Source organism: Pseudomonas sp. Leaf59, from assembly GCF_920984685.1.
Classification (GTDB): Bacteria; Pseudomonadota; Gammaproteobacteria; order Pseudomonadales; family Pseudomonadaceae; genus Aquipseudomonas.
Genome location: NZ_CAKLBR010000007.1, coordinates 25,204 through 43,966 on the forward strand (window position 1 = coordinate 25,204; position 18,763 = coordinate 43,966).

15 protein-coding genes and 1 pseudogene are annotated in these 18,763 nt (G+C 61.1%); 10 read left to right on the forward strand and 6 right to left on the reverse strand.

What is annotated here, in order from left to right:
• Positions 1 to 8: 8 nt before the first annotated feature.
• Both LUB09_RS09790 and algW read right to left on the reverse strand, forming a co-directional pair.
• Positions 9 to 2,102: a TonB-dependent siderophore receptor gene (locus LUB09_RS09790; RefSeq protein WP_231422472.1), complete on the reverse strand. Its 2,094-nt coding sequence runs from the start codon at positions 2,100 to 2,102 to the stop codon at positions 9 to 11.
• Positions 2,103 to 2,210: 108 nt separating this feature from the next.
• Positions 2,211 to 3,365 carry a Do family serine endopeptidase AlgW gene (algW, locus tag LUB09_RS09795; RefSeq protein ID WP_209988388.1) on the reverse strand — a complete coding sequence of 385 codons (1,155 nt, stop codon included), beginning with the start codon at positions 3,363 to 3,365 and terminating at the stop codon, positions 2,211 to 2,213.
• A gap of 102 nt (positions 3,366 to 3,467) precedes the next feature.
• On the opposite strand from algW, the gene LUB09_RS09800 reads away from it, so the two are divergent.
• The 4 genes from LUB09_RS09800 to cysN all read left to right on the forward strand — a co-directional run bounded on the left by LUB09_RS09800 (position 3,468) and on the right by cysN (position 7,735).
• Entirely contained in the window at positions 3,468 to 4,226 is a 759-nt protein-coding gene (locus LUB09_RS09800; RefSeq protein WP_231422473.1) for a Nif3-like dinuclear metal center hexameric protein, read from the forward strand.
• Positions 4,227 to 4,419: 193 nt separating this feature from the next.
• Positions 4,420 to 5,337 (forward strand): sulfate adenylyltransferase subunit CysD, encoded by a 918-nt coding sequence (gene cysD, locus LUB09_RS09805; RefSeq protein ID WP_231422474.1) that lies wholly within the window; start codon positions 4,420 to 4,422, stop codon positions 5,335 to 5,337.
• A gap of 104 nt (positions 5,338 to 5,441) precedes the next feature.
• Positions 5,442 to 5,783: a four helix bundle protein gene (locus LUB09_RS09810; RefSeq protein ID WP_209988394.1), complete on the forward strand. Its 342-nt coding sequence runs from the start codon at positions 5,442 to 5,444 to the stop codon at positions 5,781 to 5,783.
• 53 nt (positions 5,784 to 5,836) lie between these two features.
• On the forward strand, positions 5,837 to 7,735 hold the full coding sequence (gene cysN, locus LUB09_RS09815; protein WP_209988397.1) for a sulfate adenylyltransferase subunit CysN: 1,899 nt from the start codon (positions 5,837 to 5,839) through the stop codon (positions 7,733 to 7,735).
• Positions 7,736 to 7,833: 98 nt separating this feature from the next.
• Here cysN and LUB09_RS09820 read toward each other — a convergent pair whose 3' ends face one another.
• The 3 genes and pseudogenes from LUB09_RS09820 to LUB09_RS09830 all read right to left on the reverse strand — a co-directional run.
• Positions 7,834 to 8,733 carry an acyltransferase gene (locus LUB09_RS09820; RefSeq protein ID WP_209988401.1) on the reverse strand — a complete coding sequence of 300 codons (900 nt, stop codon included), beginning with the start codon at positions 8,731 to 8,733 and terminating at the stop codon, positions 7,834 to 7,836.
• Positions 8,734 to 10,833 (reverse strand): phosphate acetyltransferase, encoded by a 2,100-nt coding sequence (gene pta, locus LUB09_RS09825; RefSeq protein ID WP_209988404.1) that lies wholly within the window; start codon positions 10,831 to 10,833, stop codon positions 8,734 to 8,736.
• Positions 10,834 to 10,910: 77 nt separating this feature from the next.
• Positions 10,911 to 11,039 (reverse strand): annotated as a pseudogene (locus LUB09_RS09830) (DUF3565 domain-containing protein); the annotation flags it as partial.
• Between LUB09_RS09830 and LUB09_RS09835 the strand changes: the two are divergent.
• Positions 11,008 to 11,493, forward strand: coding sequence for an FKBP-type peptidyl-prolyl cis-trans isomerase (locus tag LUB09_RS09835; RefSeq protein ID WP_004372402.1), 486 nt, complete (start codon positions 11,008 to 11,010; stop codon positions 11,491 to 11,493). The pseudogene LUB09_RS09830 and the gene LUB09_RS09835 sit on opposite strands and share 32 nt — an antisense overlap.
• A gap of 281 nt (positions 11,494 to 11,774) precedes the next feature.
• Here LUB09_RS09835 and rpsT read toward each other — a convergent pair whose 3' ends face one another.
• Entirely contained in the window at positions 11,775 to 12,053 is a 279-nt protein-coding gene (gene rpsT / locus LUB09_RS09840) for a 30S ribosomal protein S20 (protein ID WP_003188401.1), read from the reverse strand.
• Between the two features lie 253 nt (positions 12,054 to 12,306).
• Here rpsT and murJ point away from each other — a divergent pair, with 253 nt between their 5' ends.
• From murJ to fkpB, 5 genes are all read left to right on the forward strand, one after another.
• Positions 12,307 to 13,845 (forward strand): murein biosynthesis integral membrane protein MurJ, encoded by a 1,539-nt coding sequence (gene murJ / locus LUB09_RS09845; protein ID WP_231422475.1) that lies wholly within the window; start codon positions 12,307 to 12,309, stop codon positions 13,843 to 13,845.
• A 119-nt stretch (positions 13,846 to 13,964) separates the two neighbouring features.
• Positions 13,965 to 14,903, forward strand: a complete 939-nt coding sequence (gene ribF / locus LUB09_RS09850; protein ID WP_209988410.1) for a bifunctional riboflavin kinase/FAD synthetase — start codon at positions 13,965 to 13,967, stop codon at positions 14,901 to 14,903.
• Between the two features lie 14 nt (positions 14,904 to 14,917).
• A complete protein-coding gene (gene ileS, locus LUB09_RS09855) occupies positions 14,918 to 17,749 on the forward strand; it encodes an isoleucine--tRNA ligase (protein WP_231422476.1) in 2,832 nt (943 codons plus the stop codon).
• Positions 17,742 to 18,269, forward strand: a complete 528-nt coding sequence (lspA, locus tag LUB09_RS09860) for a signal peptidase II (RefSeq protein ID WP_231422477.1) — start codon at positions 17,742 to 17,744, stop codon at positions 18,267 to 18,269. The genes ileS and lspA overlap by 8 nt, the downstream gene beginning before the upstream one ends.
• Positions 18,247 to 18,699 carry an FKBP-type peptidyl-prolyl cis-trans isomerase gene (gene fkpB, locus LUB09_RS09865; protein ID WP_231422478.1) on the forward strand — a complete coding sequence of 151 codons (453 nt, stop codon included), beginning with the start codon at positions 18,247 to 18,249 and terminating at the stop codon, positions 18,697 to 18,699. The genes lspA and fkpB overlap by 23 nt, the downstream gene beginning before the upstream one ends.
• Positions 18,700 to 18,763: the final 64 nt, after the last annotated feature.

The window sequence follows — 18,763 nt, forward strand, 5'->3', positions numbered from 1 at the left end:
CTCTGTGTTTACAGGTTGAGGGTCAGGCTGACCGTGAGGTTGCGCGGCTCGCCCGGATTCACCCAGTAAGTGCTGTAGGACCGTTCGTAATACTTTTCATCGAACAGGTTGTTCAGGTTCAAACCCACGGTCACGTTTTTGCTGGCCTTGTAGTGGGCCAGCAAATCCACGGTGTGGTAGGCGGGCAATTCAAAGCGGGTACCCGCCTCGCCGGAGCGATCGCCCACGTAGGTAAACGCCGCGCCCAGGTCTGATCCGCGCAGCGCGCCATCCTGGAATTCATACACCCCCAGCAGACTGCCGCTGTGCCTGGCCACGCCGAGAATGCGGCTGCCGGCTGGAATGGTAGCGTCGCCCTTGGTCACTTCGGCATCGATGTAGGCGTAGGCGCCGATCACCCGCACGGCGTCGGTCAGTTGCCCGCTCAGTTGCAGGTCAACGCCCTGGCTGCGAGCCTTGCCCATGGCGCGGTTGGTGTTGGTGGCCGGGTCCAGGGCGAGCACGTTTTCCTTCTCGATATGGAACGCGGCGACGGTGGCGCTCAGGCGGTCTTCGAACAGCTCAGTCTTGATCCCCACCTCGTAACCCACGCCTTCTTCCGGCTTGAACGTGTTGCCGCCGGCATCCAGCCCGCTGTTGGGCTTGAACGAGGTGGATGCGTTGGCGAACACTCCGACTTCAGGCGTGAGCTGATACAGCAGGCCGGCGCGCTGGGTGAGGGCGTCGTGGGTCTGCTGGCTGGTGACGTTGCGGGTGAAATCGTCGGTGCTCTGCTCGAAATGCTCAACACGCGCGCCCACCATGCCGCGCAGGCGGTCGGTGAAGATGATCTGGTCCTGCAGGTTCAGCGCGTGGCTTTTGGTCTGTTCGAAAAAGTCGGTACCGGAGCGCAGGCCATTGGGCTTGGGCTGGCCGTAGACAGGGTTGTAGAGGTCGATGGCGTAATTGCTGCCGCCGATGGCGGTCACGCGTTCCTTCTTGCGGTAGTCCTCGTATTCGGTGCCGATCAGCACCTCATGCTGCCAACTGCCAATGTCGAACAGGCCGCGCAATTCCAGCTGGGTGATGCTGTCGTGCCAACCCATGGAGCGTTCGCGGTAACGACGGTTGAGGGTGTGGCCGTCGGGATTCAGCGCGCGGTTTTCCGACGCATCGCCCCACAGGCTGCCCTGTTTGTAATGGCTGGCCAGGCGCAGTTTCCAGGCGTCATTGAGGTGGTGTTCGAGGGTGGCCTGGATACGGTTGTTGTGGTTGTCGATGTCACCGTCATCGGGTTCGCCGAGGAAGGTGGAACGCGAAACACCGGGGGCGGCGACGATGCCACGGTCGAAGGTGGAGCTGTGGCGCACGAATTCACTTTCCACCAGCAGGCTGGTGTCCGGGTCCAGCTGCCAGCTGAACGAGGGCGCGACGAACACGCGCTTGCTCTCGACGTGATCGCGAAAGCTGTGGTTGTCCTCCACGGCCAGGTTGACCCGTGACAGCACCTTGCCTTCGGCGTCGAGCGGAGTGTTGACGTCCAGCGCAGTGCGATAGCGGTCCCAGCTGCCAGCGCTGGTTTGCAGGGTGGTGAAGGCTTCGGGCTGGGGCTTTTTGGTGACGATGTTCACCGTGCCGCCGGGATCGCCACGCCCATAGAGGCTGGCGGCGGGGCCCTTGAGCACTTCGATGCGTTCGATATTGGCCGCATCCGGTGTGCTCGGGTAGCCGCGGTTGGCGCTGAAACCGTCCTGGTAGAACTCCGAGGTGGTGAAACCGCGCACGCTGTATTCGTAGAGGGTCAGGCCGCCGAAGTTGTTCTGCTTGGACACGCCGCCGGCAAATTCCAGCGCGCGTTCCACGCTGGTGCTGCCCAGGTCCTTGAGCACTGTGGCGGGGATCACGCTGATCGATTGCGGGATGTCGCGCAGAGCTGTGTCGGTTTTCGTCGCGCTGGCAGAGCGGCTGGCGCGGTAGCCAGTGACCGGGCTGGTGGCGGACTCATAGGTATCACCGGTGACGCTGATGGTGTCCAGTTCCACGGTGTTTTCTTCGGCGTAGGCGGGATCGAGCAGCAAACCCAGGGCAAGGCCGGCCAGGGGGGCAAACTTTCGAGACGACATGAGAGAGCGTTCCAAGGACTATATTGAAACAATATAACATGCCAATAGAGAGGTTTTTGCGGCGAAACATAAAGTTACAGGTGCTCGCGAAAGGAGCACCTGAACGGCTTATTCCTCTTCTTTCACCGGCGCAGGCGGCGGACGCAGGCCGACTTCCGCCATCAGCTTGATCTCCTTGCCATTGCGCATTACCTGGATCGCCACCTTGTCGGTCGGCTTGATGCGCGCCACCTGGTTCATCGACTTGCGCCCGTCGCCTGCAGGTGCGCCGTCGATGCTGAGGATCACGTCGCCCAACTGCAGGCCGGCTTTCTGTGCCGGGCCGTCGCGGAAAATTCCGGCGACCACGATCCCCGGGCGCCCGGTGAGGCCGAACGATTCCGCCAACTCCTTGGTCAACGGCTGCACTTCGATACCCAGCCAGCCGCGAATCACCTGGCCGTGCTCGATGATCGACTTCATCACTTCCATCGCCAGCTTCACCGGGATCGCAAAACCGATGCCCTGGGAGCCGCCGGACTTGGAGAAAATCGCCGTGTTGATCCCGGTCAGGTTGCCATTGGCGTCCACCAGCGCGCCGCCGGAGTTGCCGGGGTTGATGGCGGCGTCGGTCTGGATGAAATCTTCGTAGCTGTTAAGACCCAGCTGATTACGCCCGGTGGCGCTGATGATGCCCATGGTCACGGTCTGGCCCACGCCAAACGGGTTACCGATGGCCAGCGCCACGTCGCCCACGCGCAGGCCGTCGGAGCGGCCGAGGGTGATCGCGGGGAGGTTTTTCAAGTCGATTTTCAACACCGCGAGGTCGGTTTCCGGGTCGCTGCCCACTACGCGCGCCAGGGTTTCGCGGCCGTCACGCAGGGCTACCACAATCTGGTCGGCGCCGGTGGTCACGTGGTTGTTGGTAAGGATGTAGCCTTCGGGGCTCATGATCACCCCGGAACCGAGGCTCGATTCCATACGGCGTTTCTTGGGCCCGTTGTCGCCGAAGTAGCGACGAAATTGCGGGTCTTCAAACAGCGGATGGGCCGGCTTGTTGATGACCTTGGTGGTGTACAGGTTGACCACCGCCGGAGCGGCGATGACGACCGCGTCTGCATACGTCACCGGGCCTTGCACCACCGTGGTGGCTTGCGGCGCCTGCTGCAGGTTTACGTCAAGGCTTGGCAGGCCCACCCACTGGGGGAAACGCTGAATGATCAGCGTCGCGATCAGCACGCCAGCCAGCAATGGCCATCCAAAAAAACGCAGTGCCTTGAGCATCAAGTAAGTCCTGACAGGTTGCAGGGGGCGGGGGAGCGCCCATAATGTCGCGCATTATACGAGGCTGCGAGCGCCTCGGAACCGGATATTTAGGAGTCTTTTATGGCCGTCCCCCTTACTACCCTCGTCGAGGAAGCGGACCGCTACCTCGCCAGCGCAAAAATCGCCGATTACTGCCCCAATGGCCTGCAGGTGGAAGGGCGCCCGCAGGTGATGCGCATCGTCAGCGGCGTCACCGCCAGCCAGGCCCTGCTGGACGCGGCGGTCGACGCGCGCGCTGACCTGGTGCTGGTGCACCACGGGTATTTCTGGAAGGGCGAAAACCCATGCATCACCGGCATGAAGCAGCGCCGCCTGAAAACCCTGCTCCAGCACGACATCAGCCTGCTGGCCTACCACCTGCCGCTGGACCTGCACGCCGATGTCGGCAATAACGTGCAACTGGCGCGGCAGCTGGATATCACGGTCGAAGGCCCGCTGGACCCGAGCAACCCCAAGGTGGTCGGTCTGGTCGGCTCCCTGGCCGAGCCATTGTCGCCCCGAGACTTCGCCCGTCGTGTGCAGGACGTGATGGGCCGCGAGCCGTTGCTGATCGAAGGCAGCCCGATGATCCGCCGTATCGGCTGGTGCACCGGGGGTGGCCAGGGCTACATCGACCAGGCGATTGCCGCAGGTGTCGACCTGTACCTGAGCGGAGAAGCCTCCGAGCAAACCTTCCACAGCGCGCGGGAAAACGACATCAGCTTCATCGCCGCCGGCCATCACGCCACCGAACGCTATGGCGTGCAGGCGCTGGGCGATTACCTGGCGCGGCGCTTCGCCCTGGAACACCTGTTCATCGACTGCCCCAATCCAATCTAAGCCACTAATTTGCGGCAAATGTGGGAGCGAGCCCCCTCCCACATTGACTGCATTGCACTGCCAAACTCGGCGGCATATTCATATACCGTTTCGATCTAGCTGGCTCCCTGAATAGAAGAAGTCGCTGTGCTAGCATGCCCCGCTCGAACACGGCCCGCAGGCCGTCCATAAGATCGTTTTTCCGTGAGTAACCATGGTCGACAAACTGACGCATCTGAAACAGCTGGAGGCGGAAAGCATCCACATCATCCGCGAGGTCGCCGCCGAGTTCGATAACCCGGTGATGCTCTACTCGATCGGTAAAGACTCCGCCGTGATGCTGCATCTGGCACGCAAGGCCTTCTTCCCGGGCAAACTGCCGTTTCCGGTGATGCACGTCGACACCCGCTGGAAATTCCAGGAAATGTACAAGTTCCGCGACCAGATGGTTGAAGAACTGGGCCTGGACCTGATCACCCACATCAATCCGAACGGCGTGGCGCAAGGCATCAACCCCTTCACCCACGGCAGCGCCAAGCACACCGATATCATGAAGACCGAGGGCCTCAAGCAGGCCCTGGACAAGCATGGTTTCGACGCAGCGTTCGGCGGTGCCCGTCGCGATGAAGAGAAATCCCGTGCCAAAGAGCGCGTGTACTCGTTCCGCGACAGCAAGCACCGCTGGGATCCGAAGAACCAGCGCCCCGAGCTGTGGAACGTCTACAACGGCAACGTCAACAAGGGCGAGTCGATCCGTGTGTTTCCGCTGTCCAACTGGACCGAGCTGGACATCTGGCAGTACATCTACCTGGAAGGCATCCCGATTGTGCCGCTGTACTTCGCCGCCGAGCGCGACGTGATCGAGAAGAACGGCACGTTGATCATGATCGACGACGACCGCATCCTCGAGCACCTGTCCGACGAAGACAAAGCCCGCATCGTCAAAAAGAAAGTGCGTTTCCGCACCCTTGGCTGCTACCCGTTGACGGGCGCGGTGGAGTCCGAGGCGGAGACGCTGACGGACATCATTCAGGAAATGCTCCTGACGCGAACTTCCGAGCGCCAGGGCCGGGTCATCGACCACGATGGCGCCGGCTCCATGGAAGATAAAAAACGGCAAGGGTATTTCTAAGCTTTGAGTTACAAGCGGCAAGCTGCAAGTTAAAGGCGGTATGCGTAGCTTTGTGGTTTGGTGCTTGCAGCCGGTTGTTGCGAGCCGCGATTGTGTGACTCGTAATGGACTTCGAGAAGTTGCTTGTTTGGCAAAGAAGCAAGGGTTTGGCGGTGGGAATCTATCGAGAGTTTGCGCGATGCAAGGATTTTGGCTTCAAAGACCAGATTACTCGCTCGGCACTCTCAATACCCTCCAATATTGCCGAAGGCATGGAGCGTTGCAGTGCCAAAGAAAAGATCCGTTTTCTTTGGATTGCGAAGGCTTCCTGTGGAGAGTTACGGACACAAATTCTCATTGGTAGTGACGTTGCTTACATCGCCCAGCCGCTGGCTGACAACTGGATTACAGAAACTCGCGAGCTGTCAAAAATGCTCTGCGGCCTGATCAACAAAATTTCTGACTAGCTGTACGCCGACAAGCTTGCCGCTTGAAGCTTACAGCTTGGAGCTTGAACCCAATGAGCCATCAATCTGATTTGATCAGCGAGGACATCCTCGCCTACCTGGGCCAGCACGAGCGCAAAGAGATGTTGCGCTTCCTGACCTGCGGCAACGTCGACGACGGCAAGAGCACCCTGATCGGGCGCCTGCTGCACGACTCCAAGATGATCTACGAAGATCACCTGGAAGCCATCACCCGCGATTCGAAGAAGTCTGGCACCACCGGCGATGACATCGACCTGGCCTTGCTGGTCGACGGCCTGCAGGCCGAGCGCGAGCAGGGCATCACCATTGATGTTGCCTACCGCTACTTCTCCACCGCCAAGCGCAAATTCATCATTGCCGACACCCCGGGGCATGAGCAGTACACCCGCAACATGGCCACCGGTGCCTCCACCTGCGACCTGGCGATCATCCTGATCGATGCCCGCTATGGCGTGCAGACCCAGACCCGTCGCCACAGCTTCATCGCCTCGTTACTGGGCATCAAACACATCGTGGTGGCCGTCAACAAGATGGACATCAATGGCTTCGACCAAAGCGTATTCGAGCAGATCAAGGCCGATTACCTGAAGTTCGCCGACGGTATCGCCTTCAAGCCCAGCACCCTGGCTTTCGTGCCAATGTCGGCGCTCAAGGGCGACAACGTGGTGAACAAGAGCGAGCGTTCGCCCTGGTACACCGGGCAGTCGCTGATGGAGATTCTCGAAACCGTCGAGATCGCCAACGATCGCAACTACACCGACCTGCGTTTCCCGGTGCAGTACGTCAACCGTCCAAACCTGAACTTCCGTGGTTTCGCCGGCACCCTGGCCAGCGGCATCGTGCACAAGGGTGACGAGATCGTGGTGCTGCCGTCCGGTAAAAGCAGCCGCGTCAAATCCATCGTCACCTTTGAGGGTGAACTGGAGCAGGCAGGCCCCGGCCAGGCCGTGACGCTGACCATGGAAGACGAAATCGATATCTCCCGTGGCGACCTGCTGGTACACGCAGGCAACGTGCCGCAAGTGACCGACGCCTTCGACGCCATGCTGGTGTGGATGGCCGAAGAGCCGATGCTGCCGGGCAAGAAATACGACATCAAGCGCGCCACCAGCTACGTGCCGGGTTCCATCACCAGCATCGTGCACCGTGTGGACGTGAACACCCTGGCCGAAGGCCCGGCCAGTTCCCTGCAGTTGAACGAGATTGGCCGGGTCAAGGTCAGCCTCGACGCCGCCATCGCCCTGGACGGTTACGACAGCAACCGCACCACCGGCGCGTTTATCGTTATCGACCGCTTGACCAACGGCACCGTGGCGGCGGGCATGATCATCGCGCCACCGGTCGGTCATGGCGGCGCGGCGCAACACGGCAGCCTCGCCCACGTGGGCACCGAAGAACGCGCCCAGCGCTTCGGCCAGCAGCCGGCCACCGTGTTGTTCAGCGGCCTCTCCGGCGCCGGCAAGAGCACGCTGGCCTATGCGGTCGAGCGCAAGCTGTTCGACATGGGCCGCGCGGTGTTCGTGCTGGATGGCCAGAACCTGCGTCACGATCTGAACAAGGGCTTGCCGCAGGACCGCGCCGGTCGCACCGAGAACTGGCGTCGCGCCGCCCATGTGGCGCGCCAGTTCAACGAAGCCGGTCTGCTGACCCTGGCCGCGTTTGTCGCCCCGGATGCCGAAGGTCGTGAACAGGCCAAGGCGCTGATCGGCAGTGACCGCTTGCTGACCGTGTATGTACAGGCTTCGCCGCTGGTGTGTGCCGAACGTGATCCGCAAGGCTTGTACGCGGCGGGCGGGGACAACATCCCCGGTGAGTCCTTCCCGTACGACGTGCCGTTGAACGCCGATCTGGTGATCGACACCCAGGCCGTGTCGCTGGAAGACAGCGTCAAGCAGGTGCTGGAGTTGTTGCGTCAGCGCGGCGCGATCTAAAAATGTGGGAGGGGGCTTGCTCCCGATGGCGGTGTGTCAGGCAGTACATCTGTCACTGATCCACTGCTATCGGGAGCAAGCCCCCTCCCACATTTTGGTCATCTTTTAGCTGGGAAATCGGTGTGCAGCCTGTCCAGCAGCGCATCCTTGTCTTCCCACAGCTGGTTGATCCACCCTTGGAACGCCAGCCGATACTCGCCATCCTGCTCATAATTCTTGCCAATGAACCCGGCCGGGATCTGCACCTCTTCAAAGTGCACAACAACATCCTTCACATTCCCGCACAGCAAATCCCAATACCCCGGACGTCCGCCAGGATAGTGAATGGTCACATTGACCAGTGACTTGAGCTGTTCACCCATCGCATCCAGCACAAACGCGATCCCGCCAGCCTTGGGCTTGAGCAGATAGCGAAACGGCGATTTCTGCTGGGCATGCTTGCCCGGTGTAAACCGCGTGCCTTCGGCAAAATTGAAAATTCCCACCGGATTGTGACGAAACTTCGCACAGGTCCTGCGGGTGGTTTCCAGGTCCTTGCCTTTCTTCTCCGGGTGCTTTTCCAGGTAAGCCTTGGTGTAGCGCTTCATGAACGGAAAGCCCAGTGCCCACCAGGCCAGACCAATCACCGGCACCCAGATCAGCTCCTGCTTGAGGAAGAACTTCAGCGGGCGAATCCGCCGATTCAACACGTATTGCAGCACCATGATATCGACCCAGCTCTGGTGGTTGCTGGTCACCAGGTACGAGTGCTGGTAGTCCAGGCCCTCAAGGCCGCTCAGGTGCCAGCGCGTGCGGCGCACCAGGTTCATCCAGCCCTTGTTGTTGGTCACCCAGGCTTCATGCGTGTGGTTCATCAGCCATTCGCTGAAACGCTTGGCGAAGGGCAGCGCCTTGAACAGCGCGACGATAAACAGGAACGAACACAACAGGATCGTATTCAACGCCAGCAGCAGGGAAGCAATCACCCCGCGCACGGCAGCAGGCAGAAAATCCAGCATTCAGATATCCATAGGTCGGTTGGCGGCTTGGATCGCAGTCAGTGCGATGGTGTACACGATATCGTCTACCTGCGCGCCGCGCGGCAGATCGTTGACCGGTTTGCGCAGGCCCTGAAGCATCGGCCCCAGGCTCACGCAATCAGCGCTGCGTTGCACGGCCTTGTGGGTGGTGTTGCCGGTATTCAGGTCAGGGAACACGAACACCGTGGCCTTGCCGGCCACCTGGCTGTTGGGCGCCAGTTGCCGGGCCACCGCTTCGTTGGCGGCGGCGTCGTATTGCAGCGGGCCGTCGATCAGCAGCGCGCTTTGCTGTTCTTGGGCGAGCAGGGTGGCTTCGCGGACTTTCTCCACTTCTTCGCCGCTGGCCGAGTCGCCGCTGGAGTAGCTGATCATCGCCACTCGCGGGGTAATGCCGAACGCGGCCGCCGAGTCGGCGCTTTGCAAGGCGATTTCCGCCAGCTCCGCCGCACTCGGGTGCGGGTTCATCACGCAGTCGCCGTACACCAGCACCTGCTCGGGGAACAGCATGAAGAACACCGACGACACCAGCGTGCAGCCCGGTGCGGTTTTGATCAACTGCAGGGCGGGGCGGATGGTGTTGGCGGTGGAGTGAATCACGCCGGAGACCAGGCCGTCGACTTCATCCAGCGCGAGCATCATGGTGGCGATCACCACGGTGTCTTCCAGTTGCTGCTCGGCCATCGGTGCGTTCAGGCTCTTGCTCTTGCGCAGCTTCACCATCGGTTCGACATAGCGTTGGCGAATCAGGTCCGGGTCGAGAATCTCGAGGCCGGCGGGCAGTTCGATGCCCTGGGCACGAGCCACCGCTTCCACATCCGCAGGTTTGGCCAGCAACACGCAGCGGGCGATGCCCCGCGCCTGGCAGATGGCGGCGGCCTGCACGGTCAGTGGCTCGCTGCCTTCGGGCAATACGATGCGCTTGTTGGCGGCCTGGGCGCGCTGGATCAACTGGTAGCGGAACACCGCCGGCGACAGGCGCATCTCCCGTGGCGTGCCGCACCGTTGGTGCAGCCAGCGCGCATCGAGGTGGCTGGCGACGAAATCGGTGATGATCTCGGCGCGCTCGCGGTCGTCGATGGGGATTTCCTTGTTCAGGCTGTTGAGCTGGTTGGCCGTGTCGTAGGAGCCGGTGCTCACCGACAGCACTGGCAGCCCGGCCTGCAAGGCGCCCCGGCACAAATCCATGATGCGTGGGTCGGGCAGGGTGTCGCTGGTCAGCAGCAAGCCGGCCAGCGGCACGCCGTTGATGGCGGCCAGGCTCACCGCGAGGATGATGTCGTCGCGATCACCGGGGGTCACCACCAGCACGCCGGGCTTGAGCAGCTCCACGGTGTTACGCATGGTGCGGGCGCAGATGATGATCTTGGTCATGCGCCGGGTTTCGTAATCGCCGGCGTTGAGCACCTGCGCGCCCATCAGGTCGGCCACGTCGCGGGTACGCGGGGCGTTGAGTTCGGGTTGGTAGGGAATGCAGCCCAGAAGGCGGAAATCACCGCTGCGCAATAAAGGCGAGTGCTCTTTAAGGCGCGCCGAGAAGGCTTCCATGCTTTCATCGGTGCGCACCTTGTTGAGGATCACGCCGAGCACTTTCGGGTCTTTCGGCCCGCCAAACAGCTGGGCCTGCAATTCGACGCGGCCGGAGAGTTCGGTGAGCACTTCGTTTTCCGGGGCCGACACCAGGATCACTTCGGCATCCAGGCTCTTGGCCAGGTGCAGGTTGACCCGCGCCGCGTAACTGGCGCTACGGGTCGGCACCATGCCTTCGACAATCAGCACGTCCTTGCCCACGGCAGCCTGCTGGTAAAGGGTGATGATTTCTTCGAGCAGCTCATCCAGCTGACCGTCGCCGAGCATGCGTTCCACATGGGCCAGGCCCAGCGGTTGCGGTGGTTTCAGGCCATGGGTGCGGGCGACCAGCTCGGTGGAACGTTCAGGGCCGGTGTCGCCCGGGTGCGGCTGGGCGATCGGCTTGAAGAAGCCGACTTTGAGCCCGGCCCGCTCGAGGGTGCGCACCAGCCCGAGGCTGATGGAGGTCAGACCCACACCAAAATCGGTGGGCGCGATAAAAAAAGTCTGCATGCGAATTCTCTGGAGGTGCATGGCTTGGGTGGCGCTCTATGCGTGAGCGTCTACCGTAAATCAGGTGCCAAGGTTATCGTTATTCGGTTCCGTCCGTCCGGGTTCTGTTCGCTTTCGGGCAAATCCTTGTTTAGACTTGTCCGTTCTTCATTCTTCTGCAAAAGGTCTCGCCCCATGCCGATCGCCGCCAACAAGGCTGTCTCCATTGACTATACCCTGACCAACGACGCTGGTGAGGTCATCGACAGCTCCGCCGGCGGCGCGCCGCTGGTCTACCTGCAAGGCGCAGGTAACATCATCCCAGGCTTGGAAAAGGCTCTGGAAGGCAAAGAGGTGGGTGATGAGCTGACCGTTGCCGTAGAACCTGAAGATGCCTACGGCGAATACTCCGCCGAACTGGTCAGCACCCTGAGCCGCAGCATGTTCGAAGGTGTCGACGAGCTGGAAGTGGGTATGCAGTTCCACGCTTCAGCGCCGGATGGCCAGATGCAGATCGTCACCATCCGCGACCTGGACGGCGATGACGTCACCGTCGACGGTAACCACCCGCTGGCTGGCCAGCGTCTGAATTTCCAGGTGAAGATCGTGGCCATCCGCGACGCTTCCCAGGAAGAAGTGGCTCACGGCCACGTTCACGGCGAAGGCGGTCACCAGCACTGATTGATGCGTTAATCAGCTGGCAGCAAAAACGCCCCGACTGGTTCGGGGCGTTTTTTTGTCCTGAGAATGTACGCGATCCAAATGTGGGAGGGGGCTTGCTCCCGATGGCTGAGGGTCAGTCAGCACATCTGGTGACTGATCCTCCGGCATCGGGAGCAAGCCCCCTACCACAGGTGGAGCTGTGGTGATTTTCAGGCACACACAAAAATGCCCCGGACCTTTCGATACGGGGCATTTTCTAACTGTTACGCAACTGACGTCGCGTGTGCAGTTGTTACCACTCAGGCTGCAGCAGGAACGCTCAGAGCCTTGATGTGGCCATTCAGGCGGCTCTTGTGGCGAGCGGCCTTGTTCTTGTGGATGATGCCTTTATCAGCCATACGGTCGATAACCGGCACAGCCAGAACGTAGGCTGCTTGAGCTTTTTCAGCGTCTTTGGTGTCGATGGCTTTAACTACATTCTTGATGTAGGTACGAACCATGGAACGCAGGCTGGCGTTGTGGCTGCGACGCTTCTCAGCCTGTTTTGCACGTTTTTTGGCGGAAGGTGTGTTGGCCACCGTCGAGCTCCTCGAAAGACTTTTTAGGAAATAGCAAACAAAATAGGCCGCGAATCATGCCGATGACTTGACGGGTTGTCAAGGGCGGCTGATGCGAACTGCTGAGTGGTCGATCTGAAGAGGCGGGTGATTTATTTCCGGCGCTTGACCTGTAAACTCGCGAGCTTTGGCGCTGTGCTGTTGCAGGCGCGCAGTATCGCATAAGTAGGCGCTTAGTTCGCCTGCTCTTTATCTATAGGCGCAAACTCTTTCAATGAATCTGCTCAAATCGTTGGCTGCCGTCAGCTCTATCACGATGATCTCCCGGGTTTTGGGGTTTGTGCGCGACACCCTGCTGGCGCGCATTTTCGGCGCCAGCATGGCCACGGATGCGTTCTTCATCGCCTTTAAACTGCCCAACCTGCTACGACGGATCTTTGCCGAGGGTGCGTTTTCACAGGCGTTTGTGCCGATCCTGGCCGAATACAAAACCCAGCAGGGCGAGGAGGCCACCCGCACCTTTATTGCCTACGTCTCAGGCCTGCTGACCCTCGTGCTGATGCTGGTAACGATCCTGGGCATGCTCGCCGCGCCCTGGGTGATCTGGGCCACGGCCCCCGGCTTTGCCAATACCCCGGAAAAATTCGCGCTGACCACCGATCTGCTGCGCGTGACCTTTCCTTATATATTGCTGATCTCCCTGTCGTCCCTGGCCGGCGCTATCCTCAACACCTGGAACCGCTTTTCGGTGCCGGCGTTCGTGCCGACCCTGCTCAACGTCAGCATGATTATTTTCGCGCTGTTCCTCACGCCCTACTTCGACCCGCCGGTCATGGCGCTCGGCTGGGCTGTCCTCGCCGGTGGCCTGGCGCAGCTGCTTTACCAGCTGCCGCACCTGAAAAAAATCGGCATGCTCGTGCTGCCGCGCCTGAATCTCAAGGACACCGGCGTCTGGCGCGTCATGCGCAATATGCTGCCGGCGATCCTTGGCGTGTCGGTGAGCCAGATCTCTCTGATCATCAACACCGCGTTCGCCTCGCTGCTGGTCTCGGGCTCGGTGTCATGGATGTACTACGCCGATCGTCTGATGGAGCTTCCCTCCGGCGTGCTCGGCGTGGCGCTGGGCACGATTCTGTTGCCGACCCTGGCGCGCACTTACGCCAGCAAGGATCGCCAGGAGTACTCGCGCATTCTCGATTGGGGCCTGCGCCTGTGTTTCGTGCTGGTGCTGCCGTGCTCCCTGGCCCTGGGAATCCTGGCCGAACCATTGACCGTCTCACTGTTCCAGTACGGCCAATTCGACGCGCATGACGCCTTGATGACCCAGCGCGCACTGATCGCCTATTCGGTGGGCCTGCTCGGCATCATCGTGATCAAGGTGCTGGCGCCGGGCTTCTATGCCCAGCAGAACATCCGCACACCGGTGAAAATCGCCATTTTCACGCTGGTCGTCACGCAACTGCTCAACCTGGTGTTTATCGGCCCGCTGGCCCATGCCGGCCTGGCCCTGGCCATCAGCGCAGGTGCCTGCATCAACGCAGGCCTGTTGTTCTACCAGTTGCGCAAGCAGCAGATGTATCAGCCGCAACCGGGCTGGGGCCTGTTTGCGCTCAAGCTGCTGGTGGCGGTGGTGGTGATGTCGGCGGTGCTGCTCGGGCTGATGCACTTCATGCCGGCGTGGGACCAGGGCTTCATGCTGGAGCGCTTCATGCGTCTTGGCGTATTGGTGGTGGCCGGGGGGGGGGCGTACTTCGGGATGTTGCTGCTGCAGGGTTTCCGCTTGCGCGATTTCAATCGCAAGTCCCTGCAATAGAGAGTTTGCCGCGATAAAACAGCTGTTTTATCGATTCGACCCATTTGGCCTGCGCTGTTGCCTGTCGTCCGGGGCCGGGTGTGGTTATAATCGACCACTTTATGAGCAAGAAGCGCGTTATGCAGCTGGTTCGAGGTCTCCACAACCTGCGCCCCGAGCATCGGGGCTGCGTCGCCACTATTGGCAACTTTGACGGTGTTCACCGTGGTCACCAGGCTATCCTGGCCCGGCTGCGTGAGCGTGCTGTCGAGCTGGGCGTGCCCAGCTGCGTGGTGATTTTTGAACCACAGCCGCGGGAGTTTTTCAGCCCCGATACAGCGCCTGCGCGTCTGGCGCGTTTGCGCGACAAGCTGCAGTTGCTGGCCGAAGAAGGCGTCGACCGCGTGCTTTGCCTGGCCTTCAACCAGCGCTTGCAAAGCCTCAGCGCTGCTGAATTCGTCGACCGTATCCTCGTCGACGGCCTGGGCGTGCAGCACCTGGAGGTCGGCGACGACTTCCGTTTTGGCTGCGACCGCGTGGGCGATTTCGATTTCCTGCAACACGCCGGCGTCAACCAGGGATTCACCGTTGAAGCCGCGCAAACCGTCGAACTGGACGGCCTGCGCGTGAGCAGTACCCAGGTGCGTAACGCCCTGGCCGCTGCCGACTTCGCCCTCGCCGAGCGTTTGCTCGGTCGCCCGTTCCGCATTGCCGGGCGGGTCCTGCACGGTCAGAAGCTGGCGCGCCAACTGGGCACGCCAACGGCCAATGTGCAACTCAAGCGCCGCCGTGTGCCGCTGACCGGGGTCTATCTGGTTGGCGTGGACATTGACGGCCAATCGTGGCCGGGAGTCGCCAACATAGGCGTCAGGCCCACGGTTGCAGGTGATGGCAAGGCCCACCTGGAAGTTCATCTGCTGGATTTTGCCGGCGATTTATACGACCGGCGCATTACGGTGGTTTTCCACCAGAAGCTGCGTGAAGAGCAGCGCTTCGCCTCGCTTGAGGCATTGAAAACGGCGATCAATGCGGATGTCGCCGCCGCCCGTGCACTAGCCGCACCTAGCGCCCATCGCTAACCGAAGAGCCTTAAATGACCGACTATAAAGCCACGCTAAACCTTCCGGACACCGCCTTCCCAATGAAGGCCGGCCTGCCACAGCGCGAACCGCAGATCCTGCAGCGCTGGGACAGTATTGGCCTGTACGGTAAGTTGCGCGAAATTGGCAAGGATCGTCCGAAATTCGTCCTGCACGACGGCCCTCCTTATGCCAACGGCACGATTCACATCGGTCATGCGCTGAACAAGATTCTCAAGGACATGATCCTGCGTTCCAAGACCCTGTCGGGCTTCGATGCGCCGTATGTCCCGGGTTGGGACTGCCACGGCCTGCCGATCGAACACAAGGTCGAAGTGACCCACGGCAAGAACCTGGGCGCCGATAAAACCCGCGAGCTGTGCCGTGCCTATGCCACCGAGCAGATCGAAGGGCAGAAGTCCGAATTCATCCGCCTGGGGGTACTGGCCGAGTGGGACAACCCCTACAAGACCATGAACTTCAAGAACGAGGCCGGTGAAATTCGCGCCTTGGCCGAAATCGTCAAGGGCGGTTTCGTGTTCAAGGGCCTCAAGCCCGTGAACTGGTGCTTCGACTGCGGTTCGGCGCTGGCCGAAGCGGAAGTCGAGTACGAAGAGAAGAAGTCTTCGACCATCGACGTGGCCTTCCCGATCGCCGATGAAGCCAAACTGGCCCAGGCGTTCGGCCTGGCGAGCCTGAGCAAGCCGGCGGCCATCGTGATCTGGACCACCACCCCGTGGACCATCCCGGCCAACCAGGCGTTGAACGTTCACCCGGAGTTCACCTATGCCCTGGTGGATGTGGGTGATCGCCTGCTGGTGCTGGCCGAGGAAATGGTCGAGGCGTGCCTGGCGCGCTACGAACTGCAAGGGTCGGTGATCGCCACCGCCACCGGCTCCGCGCTGGAGCTGATCAATTTCCGCCATCCGTTCTATGACCGCCTGTCGCCGGTGTATCTGGCCGAGTATGTCGAGCTGGGTTCGGGTACTGGCGTGGTGCACTCCGCGCCGGCTTACGGCGTGGACGACTTCGTGACCTGCAAGGCTTATGGCATGGTCAACGACGAGATCCTCAACCCGGTACAGAGCAACGGCGTCTATGCGCCGTCCCTGGAGTTCTTCGGCGGCCAGTTCATCTTCAAGGCCAACGAACCGATCATCGAAAAACTGACGGAAGTCGGTGCGCTGCTGCACACCGAAACCATCAAGCACAGCTACATGCACTGCTGGCGCCACAAGACCCCGCTGATCTACCGCGCCACCGCGCAGTGGTTTATCGGCATGGATAAAGAGCCTGTCAGCGGCGACACTCTGCGCAAGCGCGCAATCAGCGCCATCGAAGACACCCAGTTCGTCCCCGCCTGGGGCCAGGCGCGTCTGCACTCGATGATCGCCAACCGTCCGGACTGGTGCATCTCCCGCCAGCGCAACTGGGGCGTGCCGATCCCGTTCTTCCTCAACAAGGAAAGCGGCGAACTGCACCCGCGCACCGTCGAACTGATGGAAGTCGTGGCCCAGCGCGTTGAACAGGAAGGCATCGAAGCCTGGTTCAAGATGGACGCTGCCGAGCTGTTGGGCGACGAAGCGCCGCTGTACGACAAGATCAGCGACACCCTCGACGTGTGGTTCGATTCCGGCACCACCCACTGGCACGTGCTGCGCGGTTCGCACCCGATGGGCCACGAGACCGGCCCGCGTGCCGACCTGTACCTGGAAGGTTCCGACCAGCACCGTGGCTGGTTCCACTCGTCATTGCTGACCGGTTGCGCCATCGACAACCACGCGCCGTACCGCGAGCTGCTGACCCACGGCTTCACCGTCGACGAGACGGGCCGCAAGATGTCCAAGTCGCTCAAAAACGTGATCGAGCCGAAAAAGATCAACGACACCCTGGGCGCCGACATCATGCGTCTGTGGGTGGCGTCGACCGACTACTCGGGCGAGATCGCTGTTTCCGAGCAGATCCTGGCGCGCAGCGCCGATGCCTACCGGCGCATCCGCAATACCGCACGGTTCATGCTGTCCAACCTGACCGGCTTCAACCCGGCCACCGACCTGCTGCCGGCCGAGGACATGCTGGCCCTGGATCGTTGGGCTGTGGACCGTACCCTGTTGCTGCAGCGCGAGTTGCAGGAACACTACGGCGAATACCGTTTCTGGAACGTCTACTCGAAGATCCACAACTTCTGCGTGCAGGAGCTGGGTGGTTTCTACCTCGACATCATCAAGGACCGCCAGTACACCACCGCCGCCAACAGCACGGCGCGCCGCTCGGCGCAGACTGCGCTGTACCACATCAGCGAAGCGCTGGTGCGCTGGATCGCGCCGATCCTGGCGTTCACCGCCGACGAACTGTGGGAATACCTGCCGGGCGAGCGTAACGAGTCCGTGATGCTCAACACCTGGTACGAAGGCCTGACCGAACTGCCGGCCGACTTCGAACTGGGCCGCGAGTACTGGGAAGGCGTGATGGCCGTCAAGGTCGCGGTGAACAAGGAGCTGGAAGTCCAGCGTGCGGCCAAGGCCGTCGGTGGCAACCTGCAAGCCGAAGTCACCCTGTTTGCCGAGGAAGGCCTGACCGCCGACCTGAGCAAGCTGAGCAACGAACTGCGCTTCGTGCTGATCACTTCCACCGCGAGCCTGGCACCGTTCGCCCAGGCCCCGGCAGACGCGGTCCCCACCGAAGTGCCGGGCCTCAAGCTCAAAGTGGTCAAGTCGGCCTTCCCCAAGTGCGCCCGTTGCTGGCACTGCCGTGAAGATGTCGGCGTGAATCATGAGCATCCGGAAATCTGCGGTCGTTGCGTCGACAACATCACAGGCAGTGGCGAGGTACGCCACTATGCCTGAGGCAAGCAGCCGTTTCGGGCGCCTGGGCTGGCTCGTATTGAGCTTGCTGGTGCTGGTCATCGACCAGGTCAGCAAAGCTCATTTCGAAGGCTCCCTGGAAATGTTCCAGCAAATCGTGGTAATCCCGGATTACTTCAGCTGGACCCTGGCCTACAACACCGGCGCCGCCTTCAGCTTCCTGGCTGACAGCGGCGGTTGGCAACGCTGGCTGTTCGCCCTGATCGCCGTGGTGGTCAGTGCGGTGCTGGTAGTGTGGCTCAAGCGTCTGGGCCGCGATGACACCTGGCTGGCCGTCGCCCTGGCGCTGGTGCTGGGTGGCGCGCTGGGCAATCTGTACGACCGCATTGCCCTCGGCCATGTGATCGACTTTATCCTGGTGCATTGGCAGAACCGCCACTATTTCCCGGCGTTCAACTTTGCCGACAGCGCCATCACCGTCGGTGCAATCATGCTCGCGCTGGATATGTTCAAGAGCAAGAAGACCGGGGAGCCCGTCAATGACTTATCATGCAGTGACTGAACAACGCATCGGCCAGAACACCCAAGTTACCTTGCATTTCGCACTGCGCCTGGAAAATGGCGACACGGTCGACAGCACCTTCGACAAGGCCCCGGCGACCTTCAAGGTCGGCGACGGCAACCTGCTGCCGGGTTTTGAAGCGGCCCTGTTCGGGTTCAAGGCCGGCGACAAGCGCACCCTGCAGATCCTGCCGGAAAACGCCTTTGGCCAGCCCAACCCGCAGAACCTGCAGATCATCCCGCGTTCGCAGTTCCAGGACATGGACCTGTCGGAAGGTTTGCTGGTGATCTTCAATGATGCGGCCAATACCGAATTGCCCGGCGTGGTCAAAACCTTCGATGACGCGCAAGTGACCATCGACTTCAACCACCCGTTGGCCGGTAAAACCTTGACGTTCGACGTTGAAATCATCGACGTTAAAGCGCTGTAACTAAATGTGGGAGGGGGCTTGCTCCCGATAGTGGTGGGTCAGGTATGAAAAAATTGACTGACGC